This is a genomic window from Pseudomonas salmasensis, assembly GCF_014268375.2.
In the GTDB taxonomy this organism is placed as follows: Bacteria; Pseudomonadota; Gammaproteobacteria; order Pseudomonadales; family Pseudomonadaceae; genus Aquipseudomonas; species Aquipseudomonas salmasensis.
Genome location: NZ_CP077083.1, coordinates 419,410 through 434,734 on the forward strand (window position 1 = coordinate 419,410; position 15,325 = coordinate 434,734).

Here is a 15,325-nt window from a genome sequence, read left to right on the forward strand (position 1 = left end):
TCATCGTTGACGTTTTTCGCGAGCAAGCTCGCTCCTACAGAGGGCGGTGGTTGCCCTGAATTGGTGCGCTAACCTACTTGAACTTCACCAGGCCCCGATTCTTCTAAGGAGTTTCGTCACCTTGTGGAGCACCGTCGTGTCCAGAATCATCTCACCCCATACTCCGGAAGCGGCCCTGAACGACCACAGCGAACACAACGCAAAGATCTTCGGCTCGCCCAAGGACCGCCTCGACTTTTACCGGCGCGAGATCCAGTACGAAACCAGCATCCTGGCCAACCGCACCGACGCCTACCTCACGGCGCAATCCTTCCTGGTGATTGCCTTTGTCTCAGGCATGGGCAACCTCAACCCGGAATGGGGCAAATTATTCACCCTGGTGGTGCCGATCTTCCTGGTTTCGCTGGGCATTCTCAGTTCGCTGAATGCCTGGCCAGGTATCCGTGCGGCCTATGAAATCATCGACCACTGGCACTACAAGCAAAGCGAATTGCTGCGCAGCGAGCCGGTGATGGGCATGGCCTACGATGAATCGCCGCTGTTTTCCGAGGTGGAGTCGAGCCACAAGGGCTATCGCAAGTCGTTGTTGTTTTCCATGCGTGCGCCATGGCTGTTCATGGTGTTCTGGCTGGTGTTGGGCATCTATGCGTTTTATATCCAGGTGGACAACCCACTGCGCTGAGCAAGCGAACGGAACTTCAGCCGTGGCCATGACGCCTTACCTCTATGCAGTACAGATTTTTCACCGGCCTGCCAAGAGGTGCCTCATGACCCAACCTAACGATCCCCAGACGAGCAATCGCAACGACCCTGCGATCGACGGCGGCGAGCCCGCCCCTGGCACCGCCGCCGATGCGCCCAAGGACCCAACGCCTGCGAGCGACCCAAAGGCCAAGGAGAACGACTACAGTCCAGACTTCAAGCCTGAGCGCGAGCACAAGCCTGAAACCGATGCCGATATCGATACCCAAGGCGGTTAGAGGAGACGCACATGTCAAAAGAACTGGAAGAAGAACCCAACGACCCGGGCAACGAAGACCCGGGTTCGCTGATGGACGATGCTCAAGTGCCGCTGAGCGAGCCGGATGAAGAAGTGGCAGACGTCGGCAACACTGAAAATCAGGACTGATCCGGCGGCGGACCCGAGGGATTGCTGAGCTTGAAGTAGACGTCTTCCTCGGCTTCGCCGTCCAGCGATACCTCCTGGCCCACCACGCGGTTATCGATCAGCGTCTGCGCCTGGTCGCGGCTGATATTGACCACCGTGCTGCGCTTGCCGGTAATCACATACACCACATCCACCCCATGCTCGGCCAAGGCTGCCAGGTAGTCGGCATGGGGCAGGTCCTCGCCCAGTTCATATTGGCGTTGCTCGCGTGTGGTCACGCCGCCTGCCTGCGCCAGGTATTGCTGCGAATATCCCAGGCGTTGGCGTTCTTCAAGCAAGCGTTGGGCGATCTTTTTCATTAGCTGACTCGCACTGTAGGTCCTGACTGTTTGAAACCACGGCGAGGTGCAGGATTCAATTTTTTTGCGCAGCCTGACGCTCATACCACGCCAGCATCGGCTGAGTGCTCAGGCCATGGACCAGGATGCTCAACGCGATAACCGACAGCGTCAGGTTGACCGCCACCGCACTGCTGGTGCCCACCAGCCCATGGTTGAGCGCATAAAACAGGTAGTAAATGCTGCCGATCCCACGAATGCCGAACCAACTGACCAGGCCGCGTTGCCGACGGTCCAGCAGGCTGCCCCAAGGCATTGCGAATACGCTGGCAGGGCGGATCACACAGAACAGCAGCGGCGCCACCGCCAACGCAGCCCACTCCCAGTGGCTGACCAGCACGATGCCCAAAACCGTCACCAGGAACACCTCCATGGCCCGCTCCACCAGGCTGCCGAAGGCCAGCATGTCGCCCATCATCACGCCTGCTGCGATCTGGGTGTCTTTCAGGTGGCTGACGTCGCCATGCAAGGCTTGCTCGGGCTCGATTTCAAGGTGGCCCACCACCGGTTGCGCCAGGTGCTCGGCGGGTGTCTGGGCGTTACCGGTGGACTTCACCTCGGCCTGACGCAACCCCAGGCCCGCCGCGAATACCGACAGAAAGCCGTAACCGCCCACGGCTTCGGCGCTCACATAAGCGAGAGCGATCAAGGCCAGTGTCAGGTAATCATTGGGCGAGAGGGTGCTGTCGGCATTGATCAGGCGCAGGCGCAACGTCACACGGCCGATACCTCGGCCCATCCAGTAGCCGATCAAAAGCCCGACCGGCACCGCCCACACCAGGTTTTTCAGCACCCAACCGCCGACCCAGTCGCCATCGAAACCGCCGTGTTGCATGAACAGCAGGCCGAAGATCACAAACGGAAAGGCGCTGCCATCGTTGAGCCCCGCTTCGCCCGACAGGGCGAAACGCAGCGCGTCGTAGTCCTGGGCATTGTTGACCTGAACCAGGCCCGCCAGCACCGGGTCGGTCGGCGCCAAAATCGCGCCCACCAGCAAAGACACGCCCCACGACAGATCCAGCAGGTAATGCAGCAACAGGCCGGTGCCGAGGATGGTCAGCAGCATGACCGGGCCGGCCAGGCCGAAGGCGATGCGCCAGGTGCGATGCTTGAGTGGCAGGCGCAGTTTCAGGCCGCTGACGAACAGCGAAAACAGCACCGCCACTTCGGTCAGGTGCTCCATCCAACGCGCCGAACCCTTGATGTCCAGGTGCAGCAGGTCCACGCCCAACGGGCCGATGGCGATACCCAGCAACAGGCACACCGCCGAGGTGGTGACTGGCATCCAGCGCAGGTAGGAGGAGGTGAGGGCGAGGGTGAGCAGCACCGCGCCCAATACGGCCAACCATAAAATGAACGTCATTGTGCGTGTACCCGGCCGTGGTTCATTCAGGTTGGAGGGCCGTGGCCAAGTGCGGGTTCAAACAATCAACGGGCTGAAGTGGCAATCTGTGGGAGCGGGCTTGCTCGCGAATGCGGTATACCCGTCAACATAGTCGGTGACTGACACCCTGTATTCGCGAGCGAGCCCGCTCCCACACTTGACTGTGTTTGGCCTGGAAGATCGTAAAGGGTCACAAGTAGCGATCGAGAAAGGCGCTCAGATCGTTTTTTGAAAAAATGCCTACCTTGGTTGCGTCATGTTCCCCCTTCGTGAAAAGAAATACGGTTGGTAGGGCACGTACGCCATATTTATTTGGTGTTTGTGTGTTTTCGTTCGTATTCAGCTTGGTAACGGTTAACCTGCCCGCGTAGTCAAGTGCTAAGCCTTCCAGAATAGGTTCCAGCAACTTACAGGACCGACTTAACTCATGCCAAAAGAACACCAGCACTGGGCCGTTTGCTTTGAGAACATCCGCGTCAAATGAATCATCTGTAACAACTTGAATGTAGCTCATGAAAATCTTCCTTTTATCTTTAATGAGCATCAGAACCGGCGCGTTGCCTGCCTTGTACTGCGAGGCATCACCGGAAGGCATTTAAAATTAACAACTGCCACAGGCACACGCACCTGTGAAAACTGACAGTTTTTTAGATTGATCGGCGATAGAGCTGGCCGAGTTCACATGCCGCCATGACCTTCCCTTGGCATGGCGCTAATCACAAACCTCAGCGATCCCCCAACGGCGGCAAACGCCGTTTCACCGGGGTTTTCTTCACGATCGCCGTGTTGGTTTCGGCATACCCATTGATCCGGTCCAGCAGGCTGTCCAACTGGTCCATGGTGCGCACATGCAGGCGGGCGATGAAGCAATCTTCGCCGGTGACCTTGTCGCATTCGGTGAACTCGGGGATCGCCTGGATCTGGCGCTCCACTTCCTGCAATTTGCCGGGCAGGGGGCGGATGCGCACGATGGCTTGCAGCAGGTAGCCGAAGTGCTTGGGGTCGATGTCGACGGTGTAGTGGGTCAGCACGCCGCGTTCTTCCAGGCGCCGCAGGCGTTCGCTGACGCTGGGCGAGGACAGCCCGGTGATGCCTGCCAGGGCCTTGAGGGACAGCCGCGAGTCGTCCATCAAGGCGGCGATGAGTTGCTGGTCGATGGTGTCAATCATGGTCTGTGCCTAATAAGAAAAGGTGAATTCGGGGTTTTGCCTTTTTTAGACGCTGTAGCCGTCGCGAACAGATTGCCATACTGGAGCCTCACTTGAGGAGCTTCAATCATGGACTCATCCATCCGTCGCGGGTCGTGGGAAATGGTCGCCGCCATGCTGATCTCGGGCAGCATTGGCTGGTTTGTGCTGGTGTCTGGCGTGTCGGTGATCGAGGTGGTGTTCTGGCGCTGCGTGATCGGCGCGCTGACACTGTTACTGGTGTGCGCCTGGCTGGGTTACCTGCGCCTGGACCTGCTCAGTTGGGCAAAACTGGGGCTGGCCGTGCTCAGCGGCGTGGCCATTGTCGGCAACTGGCTGTTGCTGTTCGAATCCTATTCCCGTGCCTCCATCGCTATCAGCACGGCGGTGTACAACGTGCAGCCGTTTATGTTGGTGATGCTGGCGGCGATGTTTCTGGGTGAAAAAATCACCGTGCAGAAACTGGCGTGGTTGAGCGTGGCGTTCCTGGGCATGTTGGCGATTGTCACCGCCCATGGCGAGCAAACGGGTGGCGGTGATTACCTGGTAGGCATCGCGCTGGCCCTGGGCGCGGCATTTTTGTATGCGATCGCAGCGCTGATCATCAAGCGCCTCAAGGAAGTACCGCCGCATTTGATGGCATTGATTCAGGTGACCACTGGCGCGGTATTACTGGCGCCCCTGGTGCCCTGGAATGGCTTGCCTGCCTCCACAAATGCCTGGGCTGCGCTGCTGACCTTGGGGGTGGTGCACACGGGTTTGATGTATGTGTTGTTGTATGGCGCGATCCAGAAACTGCCAACGGCCATTACCGGCGCACTCTCATTCATCTACCCGATTGCGGCGATCTTTGTGGATTGGATTGCGTTCGGACATCGCCTGGGGTGGCTGCAATGGCTGGGCGTGGCGGCGATTCTGCTGGCAGCGGCGGGGTTGCAGCGGGGCTGGTGGTGGCCCCGCAACCTCGGTAGGAGCGAGCTTGCTCGCGAAGAAGGTTAACGATAACGCAGCGCATCGGGTTGAAACGCGGCGTTCTCAGGTTTTTCGCGAGCAAGCTCGCTCCTACAGGTGAGGGTTAGTGCGTGCCTTGGTAGATAAGGTTTTCCGGGTTGAAATGCTCCACGGCGCTGCCAGGCTGCGGCAGGCCGAGGATATGCCCCTTGATCTTGCCTACCACGTGCATCTCGCAGGGTTTGCAGTCGAACTTCAGGGTCAGCACTTCGTCGCCGTGGATCAATTGCATCGGCGCCACCTTGGTCTTCACCCCGGTCACGCCCTTGGCCTGTTTAGGGCACAGGTTGAACGAGAAACGCAGGCAGTGCTTGGTGATCATCACCGGCACTTCGCCGGTTTCTTCGTGGGCTTCGAAGGCCGCGTCGATCAGCTTCACACCGTGACGGTGGTAGAAGTCCCGGGCCTTCTGGTTGTAGACGTTGGCCAGGAAGGACAGGTGCGCCTCGGGGTACACCGGCGGCGGCGAGGTTTCAGCCTTGCGCCCGCCACGGGGGTGCGCGGCGACGCGTGCGGCAGTCAGCGCTTCGATCACTTCACGGCGCAAGGCCTTGAGCTGCGAGTTGGGGATGAAGAACGCCTGCGGCGCATCCAGCTCGATGCGGGTGGCATGGTATTCGGTGGTGCCGAGCTGGCCGAGCAAGTCGCGCAGGGTGTCCAGCGCCTGTTCCGGCTTGTTGGCCACGCCAAACGGGCCGGGCAGGGTGACGCTGGCGCTGATGCCTTCTTCGCTGGTCGCGGTGATTTGCAGCTGCTCTTCACGCAGGCGCGCGGCCCATGACAAGCCGATACGGCGCTCGGCCGAGGTCTTGAGCAGGGCCTGTTGCCAGTTGTGGTCCAGGTTGCGATTGAGCGGGTGATGCGGGCGCAGTTGATGCAGGCCGGCCGGCATTTCGTTGGGCTCGACGCGGTAGCGGTAGCGCTTCTCACCGTCTTCTTCGAACTCACCCTTGGGCTCGGCGATGTTGGCACGAAAGCCCACCACTTCACGCTTGATCAGCACATTGAGACCGTCGCCGTTGGACAGCGGCTCATGGGTGACCACCTGCAAGTCGCGCTTGCCGGCTTTTTCCACGGTGCCCACGGGCAGGCCGGTGAAGGTCGGGGTGTCAAAGGCGCCGATGTCGATCTTGCGGTCGCTGACAAAATAATCGGTGCTGCCACGGTGGAAGGTTTTTTCCGGGTCGGGCAAGAAGAAGTGCGCGGTACGGCCGCTGGAAGCGCGGGCCAGGTCTGGGCGGTCTTCGAGGATCTCGTCGAGGCGCTGGCGGTAGTAGGCGGTGATGTTCTTCACATAGCCCATGTCCTTGTAGCGGCCTTCGATCTTGAACGAACGCACACCTGCTTCCACCAGGGCACGCAGGTTGGCGCTCTGGTTGTTGTCTTTCATCGACAACAGGTGCTTTTCAAAGGCTACAACGCGGCCTTGGTCATCTTTCAGGGTGTAGGGCAGGCGGCAGGCCTGGGAGCAGTCGCCACGGTTGGCGCTGCGGCCATTTTGCGCGTGGGAGATATTGCACTGCCCGGAGAACGCCACGCACAGGGCGCCGTGGATAAAGAACTCGATGGCCGCATCGGTCTCGTCGGCAATGGCGCGGATCTCTTGCAGGTTCAACTCGCGGGCCAATACCAACTGCGAGAACCCAGCCTGGTCGAGAAACCTGGCACGGCCCAGGGTGCGGATGTCGGTCTGGGTGCTGGCGTGCAGCTCGATCGGTGGAATATCCAGCTCCATCACGCCCAGGTCTTGCACGATCAGCGCATCGACACCGGCATCGTAAAGCTGATGGATCAGCTTGCGTGCGGGCTCCAGCTCGTTGTCATGCAAGATGGTGTTGATGGTGGTGAAGACGCGGGCGTGGTAACGGCGGGCGAACTCCACCAGTTGAGCGATATCGCTCACGTCGTTACACGCATTATGGCGGGCGCCGAAGCTCGGCCCGCCGATATAAACGGCGTCGGCGCCGTGCAGGATAGCCTCGCGCGCAATGGCGACATCGCGGGCAGGGCTGAGCAATTCCAGGTGATGCTTGGGCAAGGACATAGTTTTTTTAGTCAGGCTTGTCACGGTTGAGGCGCGCATTGTAGCCGCGAAATGCCTGGGCGGCATCTACCGCAGGGCTGTCGGCCTAATGCAAGCCCGTTAAGCGAACGCAATGCTCAACGCAACGAAGGCCCAATGTGGGAAGCTGGCTTGCCAGCCGACGCCAATCTAGCTGACACCGCACGATCCCACTGTGGGAGCGGGCTTGCTCGCGAAGGCGGCCTGACGGTCAATACAGTTGGACCGGGTGTATATCCGTTATTTAGGTAACGGCCACTTAGGGTTCCGCCCTGACGGCGGCTCACTTTTGAAAAGCCGGAATGCCGGCCCAGACAAAAGTAAGCAAAACGCTCTTGCCCCACCACTCGGCACCTCGCTTAGGCTCGGTGTGCCCGTAATCCGCCAGTGATTTGGGGGGCCGCCGCCACGCGCCATCCATGGCGCGGGGCGGCTAAACCGGCATCCCTGCCGGTTTACCCCCCAAATCCCTGTCGAATTCCGGCCAGCGTGGTTTGACGGGGCACCTGAGATCAAGATCAAAAGCAGATCAAGATCAAAAGCGGCTCGCTTCGCATCGTAGTTACCGTCGGCTGCTACAGGCTACAAAGTTGTGTAGATACCTATGCTGCGATAGCGGTGGTGAATGTTCCATCGCCATCGCAGGCAAGCCAGCTCCCACCTTTCTGACCGACTTCGACCTCCCGATCAGCTAGGCGCTAACGTCGCCAGAGATTCAAGCCTTGGCAGCCATCGCCGTCACTTCCACGCGCATGCCTTCCACCGCCAAGGCGGCAACGCCCACTGCTGCCCGCACTGGCCAGGGCTTGGCGAAAAAACGCTTGTAGACCTCGTTGAACGCGGCACGGTCGGCCATGTCGGTGAGGTAAATAGTCAAGTGCATAACCCGGTCCATGGAGCTGCCGGCTTTTTCCAGCGCGACTTTCAGCGCTTGCAGGGTGCACTCGCTTTGCTGGGTGATATCGCCCAGCTCCAGGCTGCCATCGGCGTGGGTAGGAATCTGCGTGGAGACCAGGATGCCGTTGAAGCCGATCACGTCAGAGGAGATGGAATCGGCGTCCGGATCAGGGGTATAGGACAGGTCGTGGTTGGCCATGGGCACCTCGTGTTGGCAGGAACAGAAAGGCGCCATGGTCGGTGAAATTCACCCCTGGGGCAAACCCTGGCTCATCTCCAGCGTCGGAACAGCACGCTGGCGTTCACGCCGCCAAAGCCGAAGCCATTGGACAGCGCATATTCAATCGCCATGGGCCGCGCCTCACCACGCACCATGTCCAGGCCGTCGGCGAGGGCGTCCGGGTTTTCCAGGTTGAGTGTTATTGGCGCGACCTGGTCACGCAGGGCAAGCACGGTGAAGACCGCTTCGATGCCCCCCGCAGCACCGAGCAAGTGGCCGGTGGCGGATTTCGTCGAACTGATCGCCGGGCTGCCGCCGGTACCAAATACCGTCTTGATCGCCGCCAGCTCGCCTTTGTCGCCCACAGGTGTGGAGGTTGCGTGGGCATTCAGGTACTGCACCTGCGACGCCTCGATGCCCGCCTGGCGCAACGCTTGAGTCATTGCCCGGCGCGCACCATCACCATCTTCAGGCCCTGCGGTCATGTGATAGGCGTCTGCGCTGGTGCCATACCCCACCAGTTCAGCAATCGGTTGTGCGCCCCGTGCCAGGGCATGCTCCAGTTCTTCAATCACCAGAATGCCAGCGCCTTCGCCCATCACAAAGCCGTCGCGCGCCTGATCGAAGGGCCGCGAAGCACGCTCCGGGCTGTCATTGAAATCGCTGGACAACGCTCGCGCCGCGGCGAAGCCGGCCAGGCTGACGCGATGAATCGCCGCTTCGGCACCGCCGCACACCGCCACGTCGACTTCGCCGGCGCGGATCATTCGCGCTGCGTCGCCGATGGCCTGAACCCCGGCGGCACATGCGGTGACTGGCGCACCCAGAGGGCCTTTCAAGCCATAGTTGATCGACACATGCCCGGCAGCCATGTTGCTCAGAAACGACGGAATGGTGAAGGGCGACAAACGACGAGGGCCCTTGCTGTCGGTGGTGCGCACCGCATCGGCAATGGCCGGGAAACCACCGACACCGGAAGCGATGATGGTCGCCGTGCGTTCCTGCTCATCGAGCGTTTTGGGGGCCCACTTGGCCTGTTTCAGAGCTTCATCTGCCGCCGCCAGGGCGAACAGGATAAAGCGGTCCATCTTGCGCTGTTCCTTGGCCGCCATCAGTCGATCAGGATCAAACCCGGCTTCGGGGTCTTGCAGCACGCTTTGCACCTGGCCGCCGATGCTGACCGCCAGATCACCGATCAATTCTTGCGGCAGACGGCGGATGCCCGACTGCCCGCCCAGCAAGCGCTGCCAAGTGGATTCCACGCTCGACCCCAGCGGCGTCAGCGCGCCCATGCCTGTCACGACGATACGTTTACTCATGCTCAATCGACTCCTGTTGCTTGAAGGATACACAGCGTATGGACGTTACTATCATAATGAAAGTAACATGGCGTCATACAAGTTTGTACTCGCACACAGGAATACTTATGCAGCGCAAATCCCTCATCAGTGCCGAATGCCCCATTGCCCGCAGCCTTGAACGAGTAGGGGAGTGGTGGAGCATGCTGATCATGCGCGACGCCTTGCACGGCCTGCGCCGTTTCGACGAGTTCTCGCGCAGCCTGGGCATCGCCCCCAACATGCTGACGCGCCGTCTTAATGGCTTGGTAGATGCGGGGATGCTGGAGCGCCGTGCCTACAGCGAGCGACCGCCACGGTACGAATATGTGCCGACGGCCAGAGGCGAAGACTTTCGTATCGTGCTGATGGCGTTGGTGGCGTGGGGCAATCGGCATTACGCCCAGGAGGGCATCAGTGTCGAGGTGGTGGAGCGCGAGACGGGCCGACCGGTGCAGCCGGTGATGGCGACGGCTGAAGGTGCGTTGGTGGCGATGGATCAGTGCGAGGTACAGCCCGGCCCGGCCGCCAGCGCGGGTATGCGCCAACGGCTGAGCCGTGAGTGATTGATTACTCTTTTACATCCATGAACTCTTCAGCCCACGCCACATAGCTCTCAGGCAAGGTGTAGGTGTGGGTCAGTTCTGTCGCACTGAGGTTCGAAGTGCTGTGAGTCAGCTGACGCTGGGCACGCAGGCTGTCGTAGGTGGCCTTGATCGCGGCGAAGTAGGCGCCATGCCCAGCCACCACAATGCGTACGCCCAGGCTGGCCAGGCGCTCGCTGTCGTGCAGTTGCGGGTTGCCGTAGGTTACCAGCATCAGCGGAACGCTGAGGTTCTGCGCGATCTGCTCCAGGTGGTCGAAGTCCTTGACGCCGACCATGCAGATGCCGTCAGCGCCGGCCTTTTCATAGGCCTTGGTACGCGCAATCACGTCGGCAGTAGGCAGTACACCGGCATTGGTGCGGGCAATGATCGACAGTTCTGGGTCGACACGCGCCTCTAAGGCGGCTTTGACCTTGCCGATGCCTTCTTCCACGGAAATCAGGTCTGTGGATTTACGCCCGAATTGCGCGGGCAAGAGTGTGTCTTCGATGGTCAGCGCCGCGACGCCGGCGCGTTCCAGTTCCTCGACGGTGCGCATCACGTTCAGGGCGTTGCCGTAGCCGTGGTCGGCGTCTGCAATGAACGGCAACTGCGCAACACGGCCGATACGGGTAGCCTGCTCGACGAACTCACTCAGGGTAATCAACGCAAAATCGGGGGCCGCCAGCACCTGTAGGGAGGCGACTGAACCGCCCAGGATCCCCACTTCAAACCCCAGGTCGGCCGCGATGCGGGCAGACATGGGGTCGAATACGGAGGCGGTTTCAACGCAGATCGGCGTTGCCAGCAGGTCACGGAAATTACGGCGTAGCGCTGAGTGAGAAATCTTGGGCATGGTCTTTCCTGGCTTTGGTCATCGTCAAGTGACGATCAATGTCTATTCGTGGTGCCGGGAGATTACCACGCAGATGCCCGTGTGATTATGACGTTTGAGCAGGGCAGGCTAACGGGTGACGACGCTGTATGTCTGGCCCAGGTCGCGGGCCCAACCGTCGAGCACCGCCTTGACGTTGTCGACGGTCACCACTTGCCGGTCGTTGTCCAGGGGCGTGCCGGTGCCTTTGCGTACCATTGCGGCCACGACATCGCCGGTCGAACCGTCTTCCAGGGACAACTCCGTGGCGATCTCACTGTCCTGGTCGCGGATGCCGGTGGCGGTGCTCACGCCTGCTGCGACCAGGGTGATCGGCAGCCATTCATAAAACCTCAGCCCTTGGGTGCTGGTGGCAATGCGCGTGATGGCGGGCCGTACCGTCAGGGTGTCTGGCCCTGGTTTTGCGGCCAGGTACACGACCTTGCCCAGTTCCGAGCGCAGTACCAGGTCGTAGTAGCCCGTCACGTGGGAGAGGGTGCTTTGGGGGATCCGAGCGCTGGGGGCAACGGCCGGGTAGAACTGGCTGGGCGCCAGGTAGACCTGCTTGTAGCGACCGCGCTTCAAGGCCGGGCTGATCCAGCTCAGGATGGCCTCGCCCGAAGGGCTTTGTTGTGCTTGGAGCAGGCTGTAATCGTGAAGAAACCCGGTATATCGCTCGGGCTCCACCGTTTTGCTGCTGCAGGCAGTAAGGCCCAGGGCGGCCGCTATCAAGAGCGACAGTGAATGCGTGCGGGTCATCAATGGGTGGCCTGTTCGTTTAAGGTGTCGTGGGAAGCCTCGATGTGCAACTGGCCATGGGTCATGATCCAGTGGACAAGCTCGGCGACGGGAATGGAATGGGCGTACTCGACCCAGCGCCCGGCATCCGGGCTGTAGTGTTCGAAGTAGCGACGCAGCACGATACGGTCCAGATCTGCGTTCAGCCCCAGGCACGACTCCTGAAACAACATCGGGCTATCCTGAGCGGGGGACGAGGTGCGCTGGCTCAGTACCAATGGCCGTACGTCGCCCGCGGCCTGCTCGGTGTACCTGCTGCTCGAAACTTTCATAGGCGTCTCCTTGAATGCAAGGCGTGCAGAATGCCGGACAGGTTTTGCCCAAAGATGTCCGGGTTGTGTCCGTGGCGAAGGAATGTTGCTCGATTGAAATAAATGACCCCGACACCGGAATGGTTTTAGATGTCTTTCTTTTTTTGGCTTGGGAACCTGTGAACGTGAGCAGACTGCTGATCGTCGATGACGACATGGAAGTGCTGGCATTGCTGAAGAAGTTTTTCGTCCAGCACGCCTATGAAGTCGACGTGGCCGCCGAGGGCGAGGCCATGTGGGCGGCCATCGCAAAGCAGCGGCCGGACACGATCATCCTCGACCTCATGTTGCCCGGCGAAGGCGGCCTCAGCCTCTGCCAGAAGGTACGGGGGCAGTTCGGCATTCCTATCATCATGCTCACGGCCATGGGCGAGTTGAGCGACCGCATTGTTGGCCTGGAACTGGGCGCCGACGACTACCTGACCAAACCCTTCGCCCCGCGCGAATTGCTGGCTCGCCTGCGCGCCGTGCAACGGCGTGCGGGGCAGGCAGTCAGTGCGGTCGACGAGCGTTCACGCCCGGTGATTGCCTTTGCCGGTTGGCATCTGGATATCACCTGTCGCGAACTGCGCTCGCCTGAGGGCGTCATGATCCCGCTGTCCGGTGGTGAGTTCGATTTGTTGGTGGTGTTTCTCGAACACCCCCAGCGCATCCTCACCCGAGACCAATTGATCGACCTGACCCACGGCCAGGGCCACGACGCCTTCGACCGCAGCATCGACGTGCAGGTCAGCCGGCTGCGGCGCAAGATCGAGCCCGACTGCAAACGCCCGGACCTGATTCGCACGGTGCGCAATGGCGGCTATCTGTTTACCGCGCCGGTGACCCGCTCATGATCCGCCGCCTGTTGCGCCGCGACACCCTGAACCGGCGCATCGCCCTGACCATCCTCGCTGCTATGCTCGCCTCGCTGGCCCTCAACGCCTTGTTCGTGCAGGTGGCCGGGGTGTGGGCGCGCCCGCCCATCGACCGCACGGGGTTGCTGGAGCAGATGGCCGCGACACTGAAAGTGATCGAGGCCGCGCCTGCGCCGTTGCGCTCGCAGCTGGCGACAGCGGCCAGCGATACCCGCCTGCATGTGGCATGGCATACCGACCCTGCGGATTTCGGCCTGCCCAGCGGCGGCAACGTGCTACAAGCCGGCGAAGTCCCTGGGATACAGGCGCTGTTTGGCAAAGGGCGCACCATTGAGGTGTACAGCCCGGACGATTGGCCGCGAGGAAGCCCCGACGCGCATTATGTGGCGCTGGTGGAGTTACTTGACGGTAGCTGGTTGTCTTTCATACCGCCCGAACGCAGTTGGGGCCTGAGCGCACCCACGCGGATTGCCGTCATCATCATCCTGGGGTTGATCGCTACCTTGCTGGTCGCCTGGATCGCCACCCGGCAATTGGCCCAGCCGTTGCAGCGTTTCGCCAGCGCCGCCAGACGCTTCGGTGGCGATCTGCGCGCACCGCCCATCGACATCGAAGGCCCCCACGAAATACGCCAGGCCACTATCGCCTTCAACGCCATGCAGGCGCAGATCCAGCATTTTATCGGCGAACGCACCCAGATGCTGGCAGCCATCTCCCATGACTTGCGCGCGCCCTTGACGCGGATTCGCCTGCGCTGCGAGTTCATGGAAGACCTGGACCATCAACACAAGCTGATTCGTGATGTCGAAGAAATGCAGTCGATGATCAACGCCGCGCTGGCGTTTTTTCGCGACGATACGGTGCTGGAGCACAGCACGGCATTCGATCTGTCTGAACTGCTGCAAACCATCATCGATGACTATCGCGACCAGCAGCTTGAGGTCGACTTTTGCGGGCCGCCCCATCTGGTCTATCACGGCCGGCCGCTGGGGCTTAAACGGGTGGTGGTCAACCTGCTGGAAAACGCCGCCAAATATGCCCGGAACCCCAGCATTGCTCTGAGTGTTGACGACCAGAGGGTATGCATCGAGGTCAGCGACGAGGGCCCGGGGATTCCTGAAGCGGACCTGGAGCGTGTATTCGACCCGTTCTTTCGTCTCGAGACCTCACGCAACCGCAACACAGGCGGTGTGGGGCTTGGGCTCTCGGCGGCGCGGGCGATTGTGCGCGAGCAGGGCGGTGAACTGAGCCTGAGCAATCGGCGTGGTGCGGGGTTGGTGGCCCGGGTTGAATTGCCACGATAGCTTGATGCGAGGCCGCCAAACGCGCCCCTCACCCTAAGGGGTGATTTCGATGACTTTGCGGGTGTGGGACTATCACTTCAGTCCCCGGCGCCAGTGACCTGGTGTCGCACCCCAACCGTTATGACGGCGAGTCTTCGACGTGGAAAATGATCGACTGTCTTCAGCCCAGTGGTTCGAACAGATCGCCAGGGTCACCGAGAGCATCGGGCACGCGGGGTTTGCCGCCACGTTGTTCGAAGCCCTGGGGTGTATCCACCCCATTCAGGCCACCACCTTGTACCTGTACCCCCATGACGGCATGCCCAGCGCATTGTTCGAACTGGACGGGCCATGGCTACCCCAGGGCAATGTGCGCCAGTACCTCTCCGGTTTTTACTTGCTCGACCCGTTCTACGGCGCCTGCGTCGAGGGCGCGGCATCCGGCTGCTACGACCTCGCCGACGTAGCGCCCGATCACTTTGAGCACAGCGAGTACTACCAGTCGTTTTACCGCCATTCGCACCTGGAGGATGAGCTCAACTACATCCTGCAAGCGAGCAACGGCTTGAGCCTGGCAGTGTCGCTGGCCTTTACGCAGAAGCTCGATGCGGCCACCACCTTGCAATTCAAGCGCATAGCGCCTTGGGTACTGGCGGTGCTGGGCAAGCACTTTGTCGGTTTGGATAACCAAGGCGCGCGTTTTGAAAGCCTGTTGGAGCAGCGCATTCACTCGGCGCTCAACAACTTCGGCTCGTCGCTGCTCACCGAGCGCGAATGCCGGATCACCCAGTTGATCCTGCGCGGCCACTCCACGCGCTCGCTGGCCGAACGCCTCGGGGTCTCTGAAGACACCATCAAGTCCCACCGCAAGCACATCTACAGCAAGCTCGACATCGGCACGCAATCGGAACTGTTTTCGCTGTTTATCGACTCGCTGGCCGAGGCCCAGGGCGGGCTGAGCAAAGACCCCCTCGAACGCTACATGAGCAAAGGCCGTTGACCGGCTGCATGACT

Annotated in this window: 18 protein-coding genes; 8 read left to right on the forward strand and 10 right to left on the reverse strand. The window is 60.8% G+C overall.

Going from position 1 to position 15,325, the window contains the following annotated elements; translation table 11 throughout:
• Positions 1-136 precede the first annotated feature (136 nt).
• The 3 genes from HU731_RS01650 to HU731_RS01660 all read left to right on the forward strand — a co-directional run bounded on the left by HU731_RS01650 (position 137) and on the right by HU731_RS01660 (position 1,129).
• A complete protein-coding gene (locus tag HU731_RS01650; protein ID WP_014718415.1) occupies positions 137-682 on the forward strand; it encodes a hypothetical protein in 546 nt (181 codons plus the stop codon).
• An 85-nt stretch (positions 683-767) separates the two neighbouring features.
• Positions 768-980 carry a hypothetical protein gene (locus tag HU731_RS01655; protein WP_186608134.1) on the forward strand — a complete coding sequence of 71 codons (213 nt, stop codon included), beginning with the start codon at positions 768-770 and terminating at the stop codon, positions 978-980.
• A gap of 11 nt (positions 981-991) precedes the next feature.
• On the forward strand, positions 992-1,129 hold the full coding sequence (locus HU731_RS01660) for a hypothetical protein (RefSeq protein ID WP_186608133.1): 138 nt from the start codon (positions 992-994) through the stop codon (positions 1,127-1,129).
• Here HU731_RS01660 and HU731_RS01665 read toward each other — a convergent pair.
• From HU731_RS01665 to HU731_RS01680, 4 genes are all read right to left on the reverse strand, one after another.
• Positions 1,120-1,467, reverse strand: a complete 348-nt coding sequence (locus HU731_RS01665; RefSeq protein ID WP_186608132.1) for a helix-turn-helix domain-containing protein — start codon at positions 1,465-1,467, stop codon at positions 1,120-1,122. The two genes, HU731_RS01660 and HU731_RS01665, sit on opposite strands and share 10 nt — an antisense overlap.
• Positions 1,468-1,522: 55 nt before the next feature.
• Positions 1,523-2,869, reverse strand: coding sequence for a cation:proton antiporter (locus HU731_RS01670; protein WP_186608131.1), 1,347 nt, complete (start codon positions 2,867-2,869; stop codon positions 1,523-1,525).
• 211 nt (positions 2,870-3,080) lie between these two features.
• A complete protein-coding gene (locus HU731_RS01675) occupies positions 3,081-3,404 on the reverse strand; it encodes a thioredoxin family protein (RefSeq protein WP_186608130.1) in 324 nt (107 codons plus the stop codon).
• 211 nt (positions 3,405-3,615) lie between these two features.
• Complete coding sequence (locus tag HU731_RS01680; protein ID WP_032897385.1) at positions 3,616-4,059, reverse strand: Lrp/AsnC family transcriptional regulator; 444 nt, start codon at positions 4,057-4,059, stop codon at positions 3,616-3,618.
• Positions 4,060-4,167: 108 nt separating this feature from the next.
• On the opposite strand from HU731_RS01680, the gene HU731_RS01685 reads away from it, so the two are divergent.
• The gene (locus HU731_RS01685; RefSeq protein WP_186608129.1) at positions 4,168-5,076 is read left to right on the forward strand and encodes a DMT family transporter; all 909 of its coding nucleotides are present in this window, start codon (positions 4,168-4,170) and stop codon (positions 5,074-5,076) included.
• A gap of 76 nt (positions 5,077-5,152) precedes the next feature.
• Here the strand turns inward: HU731_RS01685 and HU731_RS01690 are convergent, their stop codons facing one another.
• From HU731_RS01690 to fabF, 3 genes are all read right to left on the reverse strand, one after another.
• Positions 5,153-7,132 carry a peptidase U32 family protein gene (locus tag HU731_RS01690; protein WP_186608128.1) on the reverse strand — a complete coding sequence of 660 codons (1,980 nt, stop codon included), beginning with the start codon at positions 7,130-7,132 and terminating at the stop codon, positions 5,153-5,155.
• Positions 7,133-7,865: 733 nt separating this feature from the next.
• Complete coding sequence (locus HU731_RS01695) at positions 7,866-8,246, reverse strand: RidA family protein (RefSeq protein ID WP_094774842.1); 381 nt, start codon at positions 8,244-8,246, stop codon at positions 7,866-7,868.
• Positions 8,247-8,317: 71 nt separating this feature from the next.
• The gene (fabF, locus tag HU731_RS01700) at positions 8,318-9,586 is read right to left on the reverse strand and encodes a beta-ketoacyl-ACP synthase II (protein WP_186608127.1); all 1,269 of its coding nucleotides are present in this window, start codon (positions 9,584-9,586) and stop codon (positions 8,318-8,320) included.
• A 107-nt stretch (positions 9,587-9,693) separates the two neighbouring features.
• On the opposite strand from fabF, the gene HU731_RS01705 reads away from it, so the two are divergent.
• Positions 9,694-10,170 carry a winged helix-turn-helix transcriptional regulator gene (locus tag HU731_RS01705; protein WP_186608126.1) on the forward strand — a complete coding sequence of 159 codons (477 nt, stop codon included), beginning with the start codon at positions 9,694-9,696 and terminating at the stop codon, positions 10,168-10,170.
• A 4-nt stretch (positions 10,171-10,174) separates the two neighbouring features.
• On the opposite strand, the gene HU731_RS01710 is transcribed toward HU731_RS01705, so the two are convergent.
• The 3 genes from HU731_RS01710 to HU731_RS01720 form a co-directional block, all read right to left on the reverse strand.
• The gene (locus HU731_RS01710) at positions 10,175-11,044 is read right to left on the reverse strand and encodes an oxaloacetate decarboxylase (protein ID WP_186608125.1); all 870 of its coding nucleotides are present in this window, start codon (positions 11,042-11,044) and stop codon (positions 10,175-10,177) included.
• 108 nt (positions 11,045-11,152) lie between these two features.
• Positions 11,153-11,821, reverse strand: a complete 669-nt coding sequence (locus HU731_RS01715) for a DUF3313 domain-containing protein (RefSeq protein ID WP_186608124.1) — start codon at positions 11,819-11,821, stop codon at positions 11,153-11,155.
• The gene (locus HU731_RS01720; RefSeq protein ID WP_186608123.1) at positions 11,821-12,132 is read right to left on the reverse strand and encodes a hypothetical protein; all 312 of its coding nucleotides are present in this window, start codon (positions 12,130-12,132) and stop codon (positions 11,821-11,823) included. Before HU731_RS01720 ends, HU731_RS01715 begins: the two co-directional genes overlap by 1 nt.
• A 119-nt stretch (positions 12,133-12,251) precedes the next feature.
• On the opposite strand from HU731_RS01720, the gene HU731_RS01725 reads away from it, so the two are divergent.
• The 3 genes from HU731_RS01725 (at position 12,252) to HU731_RS01735 (ending at position 15,311) form a co-directional block, all read left to right on the forward strand.
• Positions 12,252-13,007: a response regulator gene (locus HU731_RS01725; RefSeq protein ID WP_186608122.1), complete on the forward strand. Its 756-nt coding sequence runs from the start codon at positions 12,252-12,254 to the stop codon at positions 13,005-13,007.
• Positions 13,004-14,332, forward strand: a complete 1,329-nt coding sequence (locus tag HU731_RS01730) for an ATP-binding protein (protein ID WP_186608121.1) — start codon at positions 13,004-13,006, stop codon at positions 14,330-14,332. Before HU731_RS01725 ends, HU731_RS01730 begins: the two co-directional genes overlap by 4 nt.
• Before the next feature lie 139 nt (positions 14,333-14,471).
• Positions 14,472-15,311, forward strand: a complete 840-nt coding sequence (locus tag HU731_RS01735; RefSeq protein WP_186608120.1) for a helix-turn-helix transcriptional regulator — start codon at positions 14,472-14,474, stop codon at positions 15,309-15,311.
• The last annotated feature ends 14 nt before the right edge of the window (positions 15,312-15,325 follow it).